The organism is Nonlabens xylanidelens (genome assembly GCF_002934445.1).
In the GTDB taxonomy this organism is placed as follows: Bacteria; Bacteroidota; Bacteroidia; order Flavobacteriales; family Flavobacteriaceae; genus Nonlabens; species Nonlabens xylanidelens.
The window spans coordinates 225,277-244,756 of record NZ_PTJE01000003.1 but is presented as its reverse complement, the minus strand read 5'-3'; the positions used below and the strand labels follow the sequence as shown (position 1 = coordinate 244,756).

The following is a 19,480-nucleotide window of genomic DNA, read 5'->3' as shown; positions in this document are numbered from 1 at the left end:
AATAATTTAACCCAAAACGAAATGACAAAAAAACTACTATTAATATTAGTGTTTTTAATTACAACAGTGTCTACGGCGCAATGTGATTATACACTAGAACTTACCGATAATTTCGGTAGCGAATGGGACTCCGGTGCAAACTTAACTGCAAATACTGGAGTTGATGTAACCATCGCAGGAATTACTACAACTTATTTAGTTATGGATCCAGCAGCAGTTAGTGGTGCGCCAGCTGTAGAGAATTATATCATAACAGTTAATGATGGTGATGCAATCGATATAGATTACAGAGCAACAGCTTTTTCTGGAGATGGTAGTTTTAGATTTATTGATTCAGAGGGAATAGAGGTTTATGCTTCTCCTATAAATCAAGCATCCATGATGGATATCTATGTGGGAACTGCTACATGTCCTACATGTTTTGCTGTAACCATGTTAACTTCTAATAATCTAACTGCTACAGGAGCAGAGATAGGATGGACAGCAACTGGTACAGAAACAGCTTGGGAAGTAGAATATGGACCGGTAGGTTTTACACCAGGTTCAGGTACTATTGATAACGCAACTACAAATCCTTGGACTATCGATGGATTATCTGCGAGCACATCTTATGATGTATATATAAGAGCTGATTGTGGAATGGGCGATATAAGTAGCAATCAGGGCCCTTTAAATTTTACAACTACAGACTCTTGTCCAGTACCTAGTGCTTTCAATCCTATAACTCAGACAGCAGATGCTGTTCAGTTTACTTGGGATACAAATGGTAACGTTTCTGCCAATTATGAAATTGAGTACGCACCTTCACCTTATGTGCAAGGAGCAGGTGGGACAACTGTTCTTGGTTTTTCAGCTCCATTTGCATCAGTAACTGGTTTGACTTCAAATACATCTTACGATTTTTATGTAAGAATAGATTGTGGAATGGGTGACTTTAGCGGTTGGGCAGGTCCTTATACTGCCTCTACATTGCAATCATGTCCAGATATTTCTGGAATAGCTTTTAGTAATGTTGATCAAACTAGTGTTGATATTGCATGGTCTAATGGTGGTACAGAAACAGAATGGGAAATAGAATACACTACAGACGCAGGTATTAGTACTTTAGTTACTGCTACTTCTAATCCTTTTACGTTAACAGGTCTTTCCTCTGGGACATCATATGATATTTGTGTAATAGCAGTTTGTGCTCCTACAGATAGGTCTACACCAGTTTGTGATAGTTTATTAACACCAGCAGATTATTGTAATGGTGATCAATTGATAGATAGCGGTGGTTTAACTGGTAATTATTCTTCAAATGAAAATATAACTTATACGGTATGTCCAGATAATGCTGGTGATGTGGCTTATGTTGATTTCTTAACTTTCGTTGTTCAAGCAGGTTTTACAACTGGTTGTACAGATAGTTTGACAATTTACGATGGTGCAGACACTACTGCAGCTACTATTAATCCTCCAGGAGGAGGGACTACATGGTGTTGGGATAATGGATCTGGTACAGGTGATCTAGCGGGAATGCAATTAATAGGTAAGTTGCCTTCTGGTTGCTTGACTTTTGTGTTTCAATCAAGTGGTTTTACAGAATTGGCTGGTTTTACAGCTGATGTGACCTGTGCTTTGCCTCCTACATGTCCTGCGCCTTTTGACTTTTCTTTTGATGGGTCGACTAATACTACAGCAGATCTATCTTGGACCGCAGGTGGTTCTGAGACAGAGTGGAATATTGAGTATGGTATTACTGGCTTCACACCAGGAATGGGGACGGTTGTTAATTCTACTACAAATCCAGTAACGATAACTGGTTTAACTCAAAACTCTATTTACGATTTTTATATCACAGGTTTTTGTGGTGTTGGAGATGAAAGTACGCAAGTAGGAGCTGTAACTGGAAGCACTCAGTGTGATCCTTTTGTAGCGCCTTATTCTGAAGATTTTGAAACAGGTTTTACAACTACAACAAGTACTTTTCCTGGTGCAGGAGAAGCTTTTGATTCTGAAAATTGTTACTCTGCCATAAATTCCGGATACGCATGGGTTGCGGCACCAGGAACGCTTACGGCTTCTGGAAATACAGGTCCTTCCCCATCTATTACAACAGGGAATTATTTTTATGCAGAGGGTTCTAATGGAGTCACAGGTGATATTGCAGAATTGGCTACAGCAACTTTTGATACTAGCGCGTTGACTGTTCCGGCTTTAAGTTTTGATTATCATATGACAGGATCTGATATAGGGTCTTTAGAAATTTTGGTAAAGTCAGGAGCTAGTGAGACTCTAGTTGCTACAATAACTGGTGAGCAACAACTTGCGGATACAGATCCTTATATTAATTTCAATGTTGCGTTAAGTGCATTTTCAGGTCAGACTTTTCAAATTGTTTTTAGAGCAACAAGAGGAGCTAGTTTTGAATCTGACATAGCAATTGATAACGTTGCAATTGATGAAGCTCCATCTTGTCCTGCAGCTTTAGGACTTACTGTGGATTCTTCTACTGTTGATAGTATAAGTTTATCTTGGACTAACGGTGGTTCTGAAACTGCTTGGGAGATAGAATATGTAGATGAAGGGGCAGCTCAGGGTTCAGGTACTTTAGTTCCTGTAACAACTAACCCAGCAACTGTAACTGGTTTAGTTGCAAATACACCTTACGATTTCTATTTGAGAGCAGTTTGCTCGGTAGGGGACGAAAGCATATGGTTGGGTCCTGTTACAGGAAGAACTACTTGTGTTGCATTCACAGTGCCTTTTACTGAAGGTTTTAATTCTACTAGCTCAACTCAAGATTGTTGGACAGTATTGGATGAAAATGGTGATGGTGATCAATGGGATCTAAATTATGCGTTTAATTCTAGTGAAGGAGATCAGGTGGCTGCAATGAATACAGATTTCAATGGAGGTGCAGATGATGATTATTTAATCTCACCTGCTATTACATTAACAGGTGTTGATAGACTTAGATATGAGTATAGAGTACAATCAAATGGAGAACCTAATGAAATGGAAGTTTTAATTTCGACTACAGGTAATGCTGCTGCAGATTTTACTACAACGTTAGTGCCGCTTACATTGTATTCTAACGAAGCATATGCTGAAGAGGTCGTCGATCTTTCAGCTTATACAGGAGATGTTTATGTAGCATGGAGAATTCCTCCTACAACAACAGATGGATGGAGAATGTATATTGATAATGTGCGTTTTGAAATAACTCCTGATTGTGACGAGCCGGTAATGATTGATACTTCTGGATTTACAGTTTCATCAGTAGATATAGCTTTCACAGAAAGAGGAACTGCTACTTCATGGGAAATTGAATATGGTGCTCCAGGATTTATACCAGGTTCTGGTACTGTAATTACAGCAACAACAAATCCTTACACTTTAAGTGGTTTGACTGATAACACTTCATATGATTTCTATATAAGATCAGCATGTGCTTCAGGGGGTTTTAGTCCATGGTCAGCGGTAAGTAATTTCCAGACAGCTTGTAATGCCTTTGCAGTTCCGTTTACAGAAACTTTTGATTCTACTAGTACGACAGAAGGATGTTGGACAGTGCTAGATGAAAATGGAGATGGTGATCAGTGGATTCTTAACAGTGCAACATCTGCAGCTGGTGACGAAGCGGCTTCTATTAATACAGATTTTAATGGTGGAGTGGATGATGATTATTTAATTTCTCCAGCGCTAACGCTAACAGGTGCTCAGAGGTTAAGATATATGTATAGAGCTCAATCTATTGGAGAACCTAATGATATGGAAGTGCTACTTTCTACTACGGGAACTGATGCTGCAGATTTTACTGTAACATTATTACCAACAGCACAGTATGGGAATACAACTTATCAAGAAGAGGTAATTAATTTATCTGCTTATACTGGTGATGTTTATATAGCGTTTAGAATACCGCCTAATGGTACAGATGGTTGGATCATGTATATCGATGAATTTATTGTTGAAGATTTACCAGCTTGTGTAGAGCCTTCTGGTTTAACAGCGGCAAATATTACATCCGATTCTGCAGACTTTTCATGGATTTCTGGCGGAAGTGGAGAATCTTCATGGGATGTCGAGATTGTTCCTGCAGGAATTACTCCTACAGGTGTTCCAACTGATGTAGTTACTAGTACTTCATATCTTGCTACAGGGTTGTCTACTGCCACAGCTTACGACTTTTATGTACGAGCTGACTGTGGTAGTGGAACAAGTGTATTTACTGGACCTTTGAGTTTTACAACCACTGCTGCTTGTGGCGATACTATTTATGATACAGGTGGTTCAACTGGTAATTATCAAAATAACGAGAGCTACACTATTACTTATTTTCCTGATAATGTTGGGGATCTAGTAACATTAGATTTTTCTTTGGTAGATGTAGAAAATTGTTGTGATACGTTAGAGGTTTTTGATGGAATAGATGTTACAGCTACTCCGTTTACTAATGATTTAGAAAGTCCTGCTACTTTTAGAGCTAATAATGCAGATGGCGCAATAACTATTAGATTTACTTCTGATGGTTCTATAGCTAATGCAGGTTGGGAAGCATTATATACTTGTTCTGCACCTCCTTCTTGTTTAGAGCCTACAAGTTTAGTAGTTGATGCAGTAGCTTCTACATCAGCAAATGCATCATGGACTTCCTTAAGTGTTGCTACAGTTTGGCAAGTTGAAGTACAACCTGCAACTGTAGCTCAAGGTACAGTTGGTGCTGTTTATGAAAACCTTACTTCTACAAATCCACAAGTAATTTCTGGATTATCGGCACAAACTACTTATGATCTTTACGTAAGAGCTGATTGTGGATCAGGTGATTTTTCAAACTGGGTTGGCCCAGTAACTTTTACTACTTTATGTGATGTTGTTACTCAGTATCCATACGTTACTGACTTTACAACTAATGTGCCTAATCAATGTTGGGATGAGGCTATTGACGGTGAGATTGTAGACGGTCCTATCGGATTAGGAAGTTCTGACTGGACTGATGGAAGGTCTTATGAAAATGCGGCTGGTGTAGCTGTGCCTTCTAATACTATAAACCTATGGCAAAATGTCGATAGAGAATGGTTGATTTCAGAGCAATTTGATATGTCTGGTTCAAGTAATGATGTGTTGACTGTAGAAGTAGCGGTTACTGATTATTCCTTTACAGGTCCTTCTACTGCAAATGATATTGATGCTATGGGGTCTGATGATCAAGTAGATCTATTAATAACTACAGATAATGGGGTTACATGGAGTTCTTTAATGACATGGAATCTAGCTAATCAACCAGCTGTTACTGGAACTAGCTCAACTATTGATCTGTCTTCTTATACAGGTACAGTTCAATTTGCATTCTTAGCTAGTGATGGAGATATAGATGACACTGAAGATTATGATTTCCATGTGGGTGTTTTTGAAATTGATGGTACTGCTAGTAATGACGCTTTCGCGAAAGCGGAATTTGTAATCTATCCTAATCCAGTTTCTACAGTACTATATGTGCAAGCTGATGTTTCTGTTAAAAAACTGACTATTTACAATCTCGTGGGACAATTAATAAAGTCTAGAGAAATAAATAATAGAGCAGAAATTAATGTTCAGGAACTACCTTCTGGTGTATATCTAATTGAAATTAATGGTGATACAGCCACTGAAACTTTTAGATTTATTAAGGAGTAGTACTAATTAAACTTTATTTTAAAAGGGTCACTTAACGGTGATCCTTTTTTTTTTAACCTAAATTAAAGTCAGGTTAACGATAAATTAACAATTAAGGTGGTTAATTGAACTTATTTATTTAGTTTAAGGGCCTTCTTAAAAAAAACCTTAAATAATAATTATGAAACAAATTTATGTTACTGTAATTACCTTATTTCTGTTAACCTTTTCATTTAATGCACAAGCACAGTGTAATTATACGTTAGAGGTTACAGATTTTTTTGGTAATGATTGGGTTAGTGGGAATAATGCCACCGCTAACGCAGGAGTTGATGTCACCATTGATGGTGTTTTAACTACCTATCGAGTATTAAATGCCAGTGCTACAGGTAATCCTGTGACCGAAACTTATGTTATTTCGGTTAACAATATGTCTACTATAGATATAGATTACCGTGCTCCAGATCTTTCTGGAGATGGTGAATTTAAATTAATAGATTCTGAGGATTTATTGGTTTATCAAACTCCTATTGCACAAGTATCTATGATGGATATTTTTGTTGGATCTGCTTCTTGTCCTACATGTCCAGTTATCGTTAATCCTGGATTTTCAGGAGTTACCGCAAATGAGGCAATCATAGATTGGACTAATGGTGGTTCAGAAACTCAATGGGAAATAGAATATGGAATCAGCCCTTATACTCCTGGATCAGGAGGTCAGGTTGTTCCTGCTTCTACAAACCCATTTACTATTACTGGCTTAAGTAGTATAAGTACTTATGATGTTTATATTAGAGCGGTATGTGTACCTGGTTCAGATGTTAGTAATCCAGTAGGTCCTGTGACTTTTACTACTACAGAATCTTGTCCTTCTCCTTCTAATTTTTCACCAATTACTCAAACGGCAAATAATGTTCAGTTTGCTTGGGATTCAAATGGGAATCCTAGTCCTAATTATGAAGTTAATTATGGTCCAACTCCATTTAATCAAGGTGATCCTTCAGGTACAACTGCAGCAGGTAGTTTTGGGACTTTCGCTTCTGTAGATAACTTAATGTCTGATACAGAGTATGCGTTTTATGTAAGATATGACTGTGGAATGGGAGACTTTAGTCTTTGGCAAGGTCCTTACATGACAACAACGTTAATTTCATGTCCAGCTATTTCAGGTATTCAGGCTAATACTATTACTGATTCGTCTTTAGATATCTCTTGGTCAGCAGGTGGTACAGAAACTGAATGGGAAGTAGAATATGCTCTGGCAGGTACAATAACTGCTCCTGGTACAGGTCAAGGAACGACTGTTTCTCCTAATCCTACAAGCCCGTCTCATTTAATTGACGCTTTAGCAGATTCTTCAAATTACGATGTATTTATTCGTGCGGTTTGTGATCCTTTACAACCAGATTACAGTAGTTGGGTTCAAGAATCTTTTTCTACTTTGTGCTTAGCTTTTACAACTCCATTTAGTGAAGATTTTGAAACTGGTTTTACAGTACGCGCTACAGGCTCGCCAGCCGCTGCTGATAATTTTGAGGAAGAAAATTGCTGGTCTGCAGATAGTCCTTCTGCGTATAGTTGGGTTGCTGTAGCTACAGCAGTGACAGGTTCTGGTTCTACTGGTCCTGGTGTTTCTAATGGAAATTATTTCATAACTGAAGCTTCTAGAGGAGGGGCAGGTGATGTTACTGATTTAATCTCTCCATCTATAGACTTAACTTCTCTTACTACTCCTGCAATTAGTTTTGACTACCATATGTATGGTGCAGATATGGGTACGTTGGATGTCGTAGTTAGATCTGGTGGTGTTGATACTACCGTATTTACTTTATCTGGAGAACAACAAACAGATGAAGATGATCCTTTCACAACTGTAATTATTCCTATTGCAGCATTTTCATCACAAAATATTCAGGTAATATTTAGAAGTACACGTGGTACTTCATTTACTAGTGATATGGCGATAGATAATTTATTAGTTTTAGAATCTCCACCTTGTGTAGATCCTTATGATTTAAATGTTCTTTCATCAACTAGTAATTCAGCAGATTTAGCTTGGTCGGAATTAGGATCAACGACTAACTGGGATTTAGAAATAGGTTCAGTTGGTTTTGTAGTAGATTCTGGAGTTGCAATTATCGCAGCTTCTTCAACAACTAATCCTTATAATGCATCTGGATTATCTCCAGATAGTATTTATGAATTTTATGTAAGGTCTAATTGTGGAGTTGATGGTACAAGTAACTGGGTTGGTCCATTTGAGTTTAGAACTCGTTGTGTGGCATTGACAGCTCCTTATTTTACGGACTATGAGTCTGATGCTGTTGATTCTTTAAATAATTGTGATGACTTTATTGCAAATGGGACAGGTACGGCTGCTTTTGTTAGAGTAGACGATTTTATTTCTGCTTCTGGTAGTAATCATATTACTATGTCTAGTGAAGGAGGCGGTGCTACCGCAGAATTGTTTTACATTTTACCAGAGTTTTCAGATCTATCTTCTGATAAGAGGGTAAGATTTAATGTGAATGATAGAGATAATGGTGGTTTAGAAGTAGGTACAATGACAGATCCTTCTGATGTTTCTACATTTAACTCTTTACGAACCTTTACAGATGCTGAGCTAACAGATGATGTTTATGAAGAAAAAATAGTTTATTTTAATTCATTAACAACCACAGGTGGCTTTATTGCATTTAAGTTTAATCCTAATGGAGCTTTTGATGATATGTTTATTGATGATGTGAATTATGAACTAAATCCTTCATGTATCGCTCCTGAAAATTTTCAGAACTCATTATCTGCAACTACAACAGCAGACCTTTCTTGGGATGATTCATTTGCTCAGGCAGGATATGAGGTAGAGTATGGTACTTTTGGACACGTTCAAGGAGATGCAACCACACTTATTAATACAATATCCGGTATAACAACTTTAAACACACAATTAACCGGTTTGTCTCCTGCAACATTCTATTCTGCTTATTTGAAGACGGTTTGTGGAGCTATGGATGAAAGTTTATGGGTAGGACCTATAACTGTTAGAACTCAATGTGATACGTTTGGATTACCATTTTTTGAAACTTTTGATTCAACTAGTAGTAGTGAACAATGTTGGACAGTTATTAATGAAAATGCTGATGGTGATGAATGGAACTTAGATAATACAGCTAATACATTTTCAGGAGATCAATCAGCTATGATGGATACCGATTTTAATGGAGGTGATAATGATGATTATTTGATTTCTCCAGCAATTGCTTTAACCGGTAATGAAAGATTAGTTTACCAGTATAGAGTGAGAAGTGCAAGTGAGCCAGATGATTTTGAAGTGCTATTATCAACAACAACTCCGGATATAGCTGGTCTTACAAATGTGATTTTACCACAAGCTACTTATTCTAATACTACTTATGTGGAGCAAGTTATAGATTTATCTGCTTATACCGGGACTGTTTATTTATCATGGCATGTACCTACTACAATTGGTCAAGATGGATGGGAGATTTTTATTGACGATGTGTTGGTAGAAACAATACCAGATTGTACAAATGTTTCTGCGGTTACATTAGATATGGTAACTGATATTTCAGCAAATTTAAGTTGGACAGAAAATGAAATGGCAACGGCTTGGGAGTACGAGTATGATATTTCTGGATTTACTCAAGGTTCAGGAGTGTTTGGTATTCAAACAAGTGCAGATAATACTATGAATGCTATTTCTGGTCTTACATCATCGACTTCTTATGATGTATATGTAAGATCTGTTTGTGCAACAGGTGGCTTCTCTAACTGGGTTGGGCCAGTAGCATTTACTACTGCTCCAGGCGCGCCACAAGGTGTTTCATGTCCTAATAATGATAGTGCTTTTGCATGGGAAGAAACTTTTGATGATAATAGTGCTGGATGGACAGGCGATGTCGGTACAGGCACTACAGGTGGTGATTGGAACTTTGGTAGAGTTACTACAACCTCGACTGGAACAGGTCCATTAGCACAACAAGAAGGTGCTGGTTTTGTTTATTTTGAAACTTCAGGAACTACTGGTGTAGGATCTATTGTTTCTCCTGCAATCAATTTAACTAATGCAACAGACGAAGCAGAACTTTCTTTCTTCATTCATAGTTTTGGTGGTGATCCTACTGAGTTAGAAGTAGCGGTAGGTACTTCACCTACTGGTCCTTTTACTCCTATATTTGCTTTTACTGGTCAAATACAAGGTGCGCAAGCTGATCCTTTTCTTTTAGTTGGAGCAATGCTTCCAGCTTCAGTTCTAGGAAGTAGTACGGTGCACATTCAAATTACAGGTACAGATTCAGATAGTGGCTTTGCAGGAGATTTAGCTCTTGATTTTATGAGAATTGAAACATGTGGTAATTTCTGTTCTAACCCAAATTCAATGAGTGTAACTAACTTAACTACCACAGGTGGTGACTTTAGTTTTGTTGATACTGCAGGAACACCAGCAGGTGCTTATGAATATGCTATACAACTTGATGGTACAGGAGTGCCTACTGCAGCTGGAACAGCTGTAGCGACTACTTCCTTTACTGATAGTTCTTTAATGCCAGGTACAGAGTATGAAATCTATTATAGAACTATTTGTAACGCTACGGCATCAAGTGATTGGATAGGGCCATTACAGTTTTCTACTAATTGTCTACCTTTTACGGCACCTTACTTTACAGATTATGAGTCAGACCCATTAGATGGTTTATTCGTATGTGATAATGCTGTATTTGATATCACAACTGCGACAACAACACCGCCAGAAGTGGAGGTAGAGGATTTAATTGCTAATAGTGGTAATCAACACATTTATCTATATAATGGTAATGATACTTCTGCAGGTGTTTATTATGTAATGCCAGAGTTCTCTGATCTTGATGCTACTAAACGTGTTAGATTTTTTGCTTATGATAGAGATAATAGTTCTTTAGAAGTAGGTGTTATGTCTGATCCTAATGATTTTACAACTTTTACTGTTGTGCAAACATTCTTAGATGCAGATTTGCCAGACGATGTTTATGAAGAGCAAACTGTAAACTTTAATTCTCTTACAACAACTGGTGGACATATTGCTTTTAGATCTATACAGACTAGTACATTTGATGCGATTTATTTAGATGATATTAATTATGAATTAATTCCATCATGTCCTAATCCAACTAGACTTGTAGTTAATGTTCCTGGTGATGATAACTTAGATTTATCATGGAATGCTGGTTTATCAGAAACGGAATGGATAGTAGAATATGCAACACCTGACTTTAGTACAGGTACGGCAACTTCTGTTACTGGTGTTATGAGTAATACTAATTATATACTTAGTGGATTAACTCCAAATTCTCCTTATGAAGTAAGAGTATCTGCAGTTTGTAGTCCTACGGACATAAGCCCACTTAGTAATACAACAACAGCGAGAACGTTCCCGGCTGCTCCACAAGGAGTTTCATGTACTACAGGAGCTCCTGGATATGTTTGGGAAGATAGTTTTGATACTATTGCTACTGCGTGGACTGGTGATGTCGGTACAGGTACTACAGGTGGTGATTGGAATTTTGGTAGAACAAGTGCAACAACTTCAGGTAGTACAGGTCCTAGTGGTCCACATGATGGAGTAGGGTATTTATTCTTTGAAACATCTTCAACAAATGTAGGTCCAGCATCTATCGTTTCTCCTCCTATTAATTTAACAACTGGAGCAAATGCTGAATTAGAACTTTCTTTATTCATTCATTCATTTGGTGGAAATCAAACTATTTTTGATGTAGCTTATGGTACTAGTGCTACTGGTCCATTTACAAGTGTGTTTTCTTATGTTGGTCAATTACAAACTGCTGAGACTGATGCTTATGCCGAAGTTGGTGCAATGTTACCTTCTTCTTTAATAGGTCAAACGATCTATATCCAAATTACTGGTACGGAAGAGCCTGGTAATGAAACTGCTTTCCAAGGTGATTTTGCTGTTGATTTAATGAGAATTCAAACTTGTGGTAGTTTCTGTTTAGCTCCTGATGGTGTTTCTGTTTCTGCTATCACTGGTGATTCTGCGATAGTTGATTGGACAGAAAATGGTAATGCGACAACTTGGGAAGTTGCTGTTGTAACTTCAGGAAGTGGAGTGCCTACAAGTAGTGGTACAAGTGTAACTACTAATCCTTATTCAGTAACCGCGCTATCTCCTAGTACAGTGTATGATGTATATGTTCGTGCAGACTGTGGTGGTGGATTATTTAGTGATTGGTCAGTAGTAGAGAGCTTCTCTACAGATTGTGTTGCTTTTGTAGCGCCTTATGGAACAACTGCTGGTGCACCAGGTAATGATTTTGCAACTTTCCCTGGAGTATGTTGGGGAGAAGGTGATAATACAGATGTAGCTACCGGTCCTAATGGTTTAGATAGTGATTGGACTAATGTTGATTTTGCAAACGATCCAACTAATGTATTTGGTCAAGCTGCAAGTATCAATATTTGGAACAACGGTGGTGATGGTGACTGGTTAGTATCTCCAGAAATTGATTTAGGAGCTGCTGGTGGTTCATTTACTGCTAGTTTTGATGTTGCGTTAACTGAGTTTGACGATACATTTGCTAGTAACTTCGGTAGTGATGATCAGGTTCAATTCTTGATTACTACAGACGGTGGTGTTACTTGGAGTATAATAGAAACTTTTGAAGCTTCTGATAATGTATCTGCAACTGGTCAATTAGAGACTTTCCCTCTTAATGCTTATTCTGGTGTTGTGAGATTTGGTTTCCGTGCTACTAATGGTACTGTGGCAGATGGTGAAGATATTCACTTCTTTGTAGATAACTTTACTGTAGATGGTACGGCTGGTGTTAATGATGTAGAAGGTTTAGACTTCACATATTATCCTAACCCTACAGATAATATAGTTGACTTTAATGGTCAACAAGTTATTGATAGTTTAGTAGTAAGAAACCTGTTAGGACAACAACTATTAGTTGTAAACCCTAATGCGACTTCTACTAGAATAGATTTATCTACTTTCCCTTCTGGAATGTATCTTATAGAGGTAATATCTGGAGAGCAAAACAAAACGGTGAAAGTGTTGAGAAATTAGATTCTTATACTTAAATAATAAAAAGGCCATTCTTTACAGAATGGCCTTTTTTTATTGACTATTTTTGACATTGTGAATGTGATTAATTACTCTATTATAATTCCTGTTTTTAACAGGCCTGACGAGATTGAAAAACTTCTCGATAGTATTTCTGTTTTAAATTTTGACAATGAATTTGAGGTTGTTATTGTAGAAGATGGCTCTACTTTAAGTAGTGAGTCTGTTTGTTCTCGCTTTCGCGAAAGCGTAAACATTAACTATATATTTAAACCTAATTCTGGCCCAGGTGATTCTAGAAATTATGGTATGCATCATGCAATAGGCAATTATTTTTTAGTTCTAGATAGTGATTGCATACTTCCAGAAGATTATTTACAAAATGTTGATCGGTATTTAAGGCAAAATTATGTAGACTGTTTTGGCGGTCCTGATGCTGCACATGCTACATTTACTGATTTACAAAAATCTATTAATTATTCAATGACCTCTTTTCTTACTACTGGAGGTATAAGAGGTGGAGGTGAGCAGTTAGGTAAATTCCAGCCTCGCAGCTTTAACATGGGAATAAGTAAAAAGGCATTTATTGCTACTGGAGGTTTTGGTAAAATCCACCCAGGTGAAGACCCAGATTTAAGTATTAGATTATGGAATAAGGGTTTTAAAACTGTATTGATTAAAGATGCTTATGTCTATCATGAAAGACGCATCTCATGGAAATTGTTTTACAAGCAAGTCAATAAATTTGGTAAAGTCAGGGTGATATTAAATAAATGGCATCCAGAGACTAGAAAAATAACTTATTGGTTCCCTACCTTATTTAGCCTCTTTTTTATAGTTTCTTTAATTTTAAGTACATTAGGATATGGGTTCCCTATATTGTTGTACCTCATATATGTACTCGCTATTTTTATACATGCAGGTATCAAAAATGGATTAAAAGTAGGTCTAGGTGCTACTGTAGCAGCTATGATTCAGTTATTGGGTTATGGAACAGGTTTTTTACATTCTTGGTTAAAAATTAAACTTTTAGGTCAAGATGAGAAAAAAGCATTCCCAAAACTTTTTTTTAAATAGATTAGAATGAGGTATAAAAAATATGTCGGTTTTCCATTAGTTGTAATTGTAGTGGCTAGTTTGTGGTTTATCTCAAAGTATAAAGATGTTTATAAGGAAGAAATTGAGTTTAATGTTAACTTTATTAATGTACCAGAAGACGTTGTTGTTAATTCTACCGTAAACCAATTAAAAATTCCTGTTGAGATAAGTGCAAGTGGTTTTACTCTTATATGGGAAAAAACTTTTGGTAATAAGTTAAATCTAGACTTTAAGAAAAATACATACAGTAGAAATGATTCATTGTTTTTTAATCCATCTAAGAGTCTAAAAAACATGAAACGCTCTAAGGAGATTTCTTATGAGATTCTTAATGTAGAAGATCAAGAGGTTTCTATTGATGTTAAACGATTTGACTCTAAAAGGGTACCTCTCGTTAATGAATTTAAAATTGAGTATAGTTCAAATTTTGTTCCTTTGAAAGAACCTGCTTTTACACTGGACAGTGTGACAGTAACAGGAAATGATACTGCCGTAGCTGAACTTAAAGAGATAAGGGTTACTGGTAAACCAATAATTGTAAGTGATTCTATAACTTCTATTAATATAAATCTTAATGAAAAATATCCAGACTTGAGATTTGAGAATCCTAATATTTCTCTTACTATTGCCGCCACTCAAATGACAGAGGGCAGTATAGAATCTTATGTGCAATTAGTTAATGCGCCTAGTAATGTAGAGGTGAAGCTTATACCAGAAAAAGTGACTGTCGTTTATTCTACACCAATAGCTCAGTTTGATAAAATAGATAATAGTGATGTTAGGGTTATAGTTGATTATAATAAGGTTAATGATCTCAATACGGCAATAATACCAGAAGTAAGATTAATTAATTCTAATATGGTTTCTTCTCGTATATTGCCTAAACAAATTCAAGTTCTAACTATTAAGTAAATGAAAATAATAGGGTTAACAGGAGGTATAGGTAGTGGTAAGACTACAGTGGCAAAGGAATTTGAAAAACTAAACATTCCTCTTTTTATTGCAGATAATATCTCTAAGAAGCTATTAGCTACTGATGAAACTGTAATAGATGCTGTTAAAACTTTATTAGGTGAGCAATCTTATATAGGGGATAATGCGGGCAAATTAGTGCCTAATAAAAAGTTTATAGCCTCAAAGGTATTTAGTGATCAAGAATTATTGAGTTCTTTGAATAAGATTCTTCATCCTGCTGTGAGACAGTATTTTGATAACTGGATAAAAGAACAAAATGCGCCTTATGTAATTTATGAAGCAGCAATTTTATTTGAGACTAAAGGAAATGAAATTTGTGACCAAATTATTTTAGTAACTACATCTTTAAAAGAAAGATATAGAAGGGTTATGGCCCGCGACAAAGTTACAGAAGAAGAGGTAAGATTGAGAATGAGTAAACAATGGTCTGATTCTCAAAGAATAATGTTGAGTGATTTTGTTATCATAAATGAAGATCTTCAAGAATTAGGCGGTTTTGTGAGAAGTATTCACGATGTTTTGTTAAAAAATTAGAGACTATTATTAATTTCACAAAGTTAATATATGGTTAAAGAGTTTTTAACACTTTAGCTATATGTTAAATTTGCACTGTGCAGAAACGAGTTTTATATTCTTTAATAGCTTTGATGAGCTTATCCCTAGCAGGTATTGTTGTGGTCCAGATATACTGGATCATCAATAGTGTTAATGATAAGGAAGATCAATTTTCATTTGCGGTTAGTCAGACGCTAGTATCTGTATCTTCAGAATTAGATAATCGCGAGGTAGAAAAAGTTTACAATGTTCTAGATCATATTAGAGATAGTCTGGGAGTACAACCAGATTCTAGAACTATAAGTGAGTTAATGCTTATACAACGTAATCAAAATCTTGATGAAACGTCAGCCTATAGTAATAGTTTAATTAATGAAAACTATAAACTGAATCCTCAATTATTAGATCTAGACTTAGATAGCCTTACATTTAATAAGTTACTTAATAAAAAGAGTTCTTTAGTCAAAGGTTCTGATTCTGTAAAGAAAAGGAAAACCTTCAAAGAGTTATCTCAATTAGATAAATACAAAAAAGAACTAGATGCTGAGATTATAAGTAATTATAACAGTTTACTGCCTATTTCTCAACGCATAGGTAAAGAAGAGTTACAGGCTATAATTAAGGAAGAGTTAGTTAATCGATCTATAGAGACTGAATTTGAGTTTGCTATCTATCAAGATGGATTTGCTACACGTATACAATCAGATGACTTTGATTTTATACCTAGTGGTACATGGGCTTATTCTATTTACAAGAACGGTAATTTAGACACAGAGCCTTATGAGTTGTACATAAGTATGCCTGATAGAAAGATTTACATTCTTTCTTCCATAACAGGAATGGCTTTGTTATCCCTTATATTTACTACTGTAATTGTCGTAGCTTATTCTAATGCTATAAAGCAAATTTTTAAGCAAAGACAAATCTCTCAAATAAAAACAGACTTTATAAATAACATGACGCATGAGTTTAAGACACCTATAGCTACTATAAACTTAGCTTTAGATTCTTTAAAGCATCCTAAAATATCATCAGATCCAGAAAAAGTGGCAAACTACCATAGAATGATACGTGAAGAAAATAAACGTATGCACAGTCAGGTAGAGAATGTATTGCGTATTTCTAAACTTGAGAAAGACGATTTAAATATAGAAAAAGAACGTCATGATATGGATGATATCATGATAGATAGTATCTCTCATATTCAATTGATACTAGAAGAAAGAGGTGGAGTGGTAAAAACTCATTTTGGAGCTTTGAGAACAGAGGTCCTAGTTAATCAGAGTCATATTACTAATGTGATAGTAAACGTTTTAGAGAATGCTATAAAATATACAGAAGGCAGCCCAGTTATAGATGTGTTCACTGAAAATGTAAAAGATAAACTTGTGATCAAAGTTAGAGATCAAGGTATAGGAATGAGTAAGCAAGCACAGCGTAAAGTGTTTCAAAAGTTCTTTAGAGAACATACTGGAGACATTCACAATGTAAAAGGGCATGGTCTAGGTCTAGCTTATTCAAAAAGAATTCTAGACGACTGCAATGGAGAAATCCATGTAGAAAGCACAAAAGGTAAGGGTAGTACATTTAGTATTCACTTGCCGATAATAACATAATTTAAATTAATTACTTATGGAAACTGAGAACAAAAAAATACTTCTTGTAGAAGATGATCCAAATTTTGGAACTGTATTAAAGGATTACCTTTTAATGAATGACTTTGATGTAACACATGCTAAAAACGGTATGGAAGGATTTGAGAAATTCAAAAAAGACAATTATGACCTTTGTATTCTTGATGTAATGATGCCTTATAAAGACGGATTTACACTTGCAAAGGAGATTAGAGAAAAAAATGAAGAAGTGCCTATCATTTTCTTAACTGCAAAAGCGATGAAAGAAGATGTGTTAAGAGGTTATAAAGTAGGTGCAGATGATTACCTAAATAAACCATTTGACAGTGAGGTGCTACTTATGAAAATAAGAGCTATCATGCAACGTAAAGGTCAGGATAGCCTTGCAGATTCAAAAGAATTTGAATTTCAAATAGGTAGTTTTCATTTGAATTCTAAATTGAGATTCTTATCTGTAGGTGAAAAGGAACCAGTAAAATTATCTCCTAAAGAGAATGAATTACTACGTTTACTTGCTCTTCACCTTAATGATTTAATGCCTAGAGAACTAGCATTAACTAAAATATGGAGAGATGATAACTACTTCACATCTAGATCTATGGATGTGTATATCGCAAAATTACGTAAGTATCTTAAAGAAGATGATAATGTAGAGATCGTTAACATTCACGGAGAAGGTTTCCGTTTATTAGTTAAAGATCAAGTAGATTATTAATTAAGATTATCCCCCATAAGTAAATCACTAACTCGCTGTACAATATCTGTATGGCGAGTTTCATAGTGAAACCATTTTACAGAGGTGTCTTTGCGATACCAGGTTAACTGGCGTTTTGCAAACCTACGAGTATTGCGCTTTATTAATCGCACCGCTTCGTCATAACTATACTCGTTATTAAAGAATCCAAAAAATTCTTTATAACCTACAGTTTGTAAAGCATTAAGTTCTTGGTGGGTTAGAAGTTTACGAGCTTCTTCTTCAAGTCCTTTTTCTAACATAATGTCTACTCGACGATTTATGCGATCATAAAGATCTTCCCGACTGGCCTCTAAACCTATTTTAACAACCTTAAAATCTCGTTGTTGAGCAGTTCCAGATCTTAAATCACTCATTTTTTCACCACTAGCACGATAAATTCCTACAGCTCTTAACAATCTATGAGCATTGTGAATATCTACCGTGTTGTAATATTCTGGATCAATTTGTTGCAATTTGTTTTGTAACCAAGCTATTCCTTTATTTTCAAATTCTTCTCTCAAGGAATCTTGAATCTCTATGGAAACATCAGGAAATTGATCCAATCCATGAGTAACTGCTTTTTCATAAAGAGCACTTCCACCTACCATAATAACGACATCATTTTTCTCAAAAAGAGTCGGTAATATATCTACAACATCTCTTTCAAAATCTCCTACAGAGTAATCTACAAGAATGCTTCTGTCTTGTATAAAGTAGTGCGTTGCAGCTGCTAGTTCTTCTGGTTCTGGTACAGCAGTTCCTATAGTCATCTCTTTGTAAAATTGTCTAGAGTCGGACGAGATGATGGATGTGTTGTACGCTTTCGCGAAAGCGATACTTAAAGCAGTCTTACCTATACCAGTAGGGCCTACTATACATAAAAGGGTCTTGTTATTCATCTAAAGAATATCCACATTGATGACAGAAGGCAGCACCGTCTTGATGTTTTTGAGAGTGACAATTCTGACAATTTTGAGTGTTTACATGTCGGTATTCTGGATCATTTTGTGGTGCGTTATTTTCCTTATTACTTTGAGAATATTCGGCACTTACTATTCCTGTAGGGACAGCTATAATTCCATAACCCATAATCATAATTAGAGTGGCAAGAAACTGGCCTAAAGGTGTAACAGGTGCTATATCACCAAAACCTACCGTCGTTAACGTAACTATGCACCAGTAGATGGATACAGGGATACTCACAAAGCCACTTTCTGGACCTTCTACTAGATACATGAGTGTCCCCATAATGATGGAAACCACAAGCACAGCAAAAAGAAAAACGGCAATTTTAGGACCGCTAGATCGTATGGCTTTACTCAGCTTGTCGGCTTCACCTATATATCTAGTAACTTTTAATATTCTAAATACTCTAAGTAGCCTTAAAGATCTTACGGCTAGTAAAGCGTTAAGTCCACCGAAGAAAAAGGTTAAATATAGCGGTATGGTGGATAGTAAATCTATCATACCATAAAAACTAAAAATATACTTAGTCGGTTTATTTATAGAAATAACCCTTAATATATATTCTATAGTAAAGAATATGGTAATAATCCACTCAGCAATGATAAATTCATCAGCATATTTTGTTCCGTAGGCAGGGACACTTTCCACCATAACCAGTATAAGGCTAATTATAATGACTACGAGTAGTATGATGTCAAAAAACTTACCGGCAGGCGTGTCTGCTTCATAAATGACTTCATGAATCTTACGACGCCATTTACTAGAAATATGTCTATCGTTTATCGCCATAGA

General features: G+C 36.0%; 9 protein-coding genes. 7 read left to right on the top strand and 2 right to left on the bottom strand.

All coding sequences use genetic code 11. From position 1 onward, the window contains the following. Positions 1-21 precede the first annotated feature (21 nt). From LY01_RS08440 to LY01_RS08410, 7 genes are all read left to right on the top strand, one after another. A complete protein-coding gene (locus tag LY01_RS08440) occupies positions 22-5,661 on the top strand; it encodes a T9SS-dependent choice-of-anchor J family protein (protein WP_104515406.1) in 5,640 nt (1,879 codons plus the stop codon). A gap of 160 nt (positions 5,662-5,821) precedes the next feature. Then, positions 5,822-12,727, top strand: coding sequence for a T9SS-dependent choice-of-anchor J family protein (locus tag LY01_RS08435; protein ID WP_104515405.1), 6,906 nt, complete (start codon positions 5,822-5,824; stop codon positions 12,725-12,727). A gap of 72 nt (positions 12,728-12,799) precedes the next feature. Continuing rightward, on the top strand, positions 12,800-13,801 hold the full coding sequence (locus LY01_RS08430; protein WP_104515607.1) for a glycosyltransferase: 1,002 nt from the start codon (positions 12,800-12,802) through the stop codon (positions 13,799-13,801). 6 nt (positions 13,802-13,807) lie between these two features. After that, complete coding sequence (locus LY01_RS08425) at positions 13,808-14,734, top strand: YbbR-like domain-containing protein (protein WP_104515404.1); 927 nt, start codon at positions 13,808-13,810, stop codon at positions 14,732-14,734. Beyond that, positions 14,735-15,331, top strand: a complete 597-nt coding sequence (gene coaE, locus LY01_RS08420) for a dephospho-CoA kinase (protein WP_104515403.1) — start codon at positions 14,735-14,737, stop codon at positions 15,329-15,331. A gap of 113 nt (positions 15,332-15,444) precedes the next feature. Next, positions 15,445-16,968, top strand: coding sequence for a sensor histidine kinase (locus LY01_RS08415; RefSeq protein WP_104515402.1), 1,524 nt, complete (start codon positions 15,445-15,447; stop codon positions 16,966-16,968). Between the two features lie 16 nt (positions 16,969-16,984). Next, complete coding sequence (locus LY01_RS08410) at positions 16,985-17,701, top strand: response regulator transcription factor (protein WP_104515401.1); 717 nt, start codon at positions 16,985-16,987, stop codon at positions 17,699-17,701. Here LY01_RS08410 and miaA read toward each other — a convergent pair. Together miaA and LY01_RS08400 are read right to left on the bottom strand one after the other, a co-directional pair. Beyond that, positions 17,698-18,621, bottom strand: a complete 924-nt coding sequence (gene miaA, locus LY01_RS08405; protein WP_104515400.1) for a tRNA (adenosine(37)-N6)-dimethylallyltransferase MiaA — start codon at positions 18,619-18,621, stop codon at positions 17,698-17,700. The genes LY01_RS08410 and miaA overlap by 4 nt on opposite strands. After that, complete coding sequence (locus tag LY01_RS08400) at positions 18,614-19,477, bottom strand: ion transporter (RefSeq protein ID WP_104515399.1); 864 nt, start codon at positions 19,475-19,477, stop codon at positions 18,614-18,616. Before LY01_RS08400 ends, miaA begins: the two co-directional genes overlap by 8 nt. Positions 19,478-19,480: the final 3 nt, after the last annotated feature.

Coding starts and splice junctions, on each gene's coding strand:
- LY01_RS08440 (WP_104515406.1), top strand. CDS start 22: ATGACAAAAAAACTACTATTAATATTAGTGTTTTTAATTACAACAGTG.
- LY01_RS08435 (WP_104515405.1), top strand. CDS start 5,822: ATGAAACAAATTTATGTTACTGTAATTACCTTATTTCTGTTAACCTTT.
- LY01_RS08425 (WP_104515404.1), top strand. CDS start 13,808: ATGAGGTATAAAAAATATGTCGGTTTTCCATTAGTTGTAATTGTAGTG.
- coaE (WP_104515403.1), top strand. CDS start 14,735: ATGAAAATAATAGGGTTAACAGGAGGTATAGGTAGTGGTAAGACTACA.
- LY01_RS08415 (WP_104515402.1), top strand. CDS start 15,445: ATGAGCTTATCCCTAGCAGGTATTGTTGTGGTCCAGATATACTGGATC.
- LY01_RS08410 (WP_104515401.1), top strand. CDS start 16,985: ATGGAAACTGAGAACAAAAAAATACTTCTTGTAGAAGATGATCCAAAT.
- miaA (WP_104515400.1), bottom strand. CDS start 18,621: ATGAATAACAAGACCCTTTTATGTATAGTAGGCCCTACTGGTATAGGT.
- LY01_RS08400 (WP_104515399.1), bottom strand. CDS start 19,477: ATGGCGATAAACGATAGACATATTTCTAGTAAATGGCGTCGTAAGATT.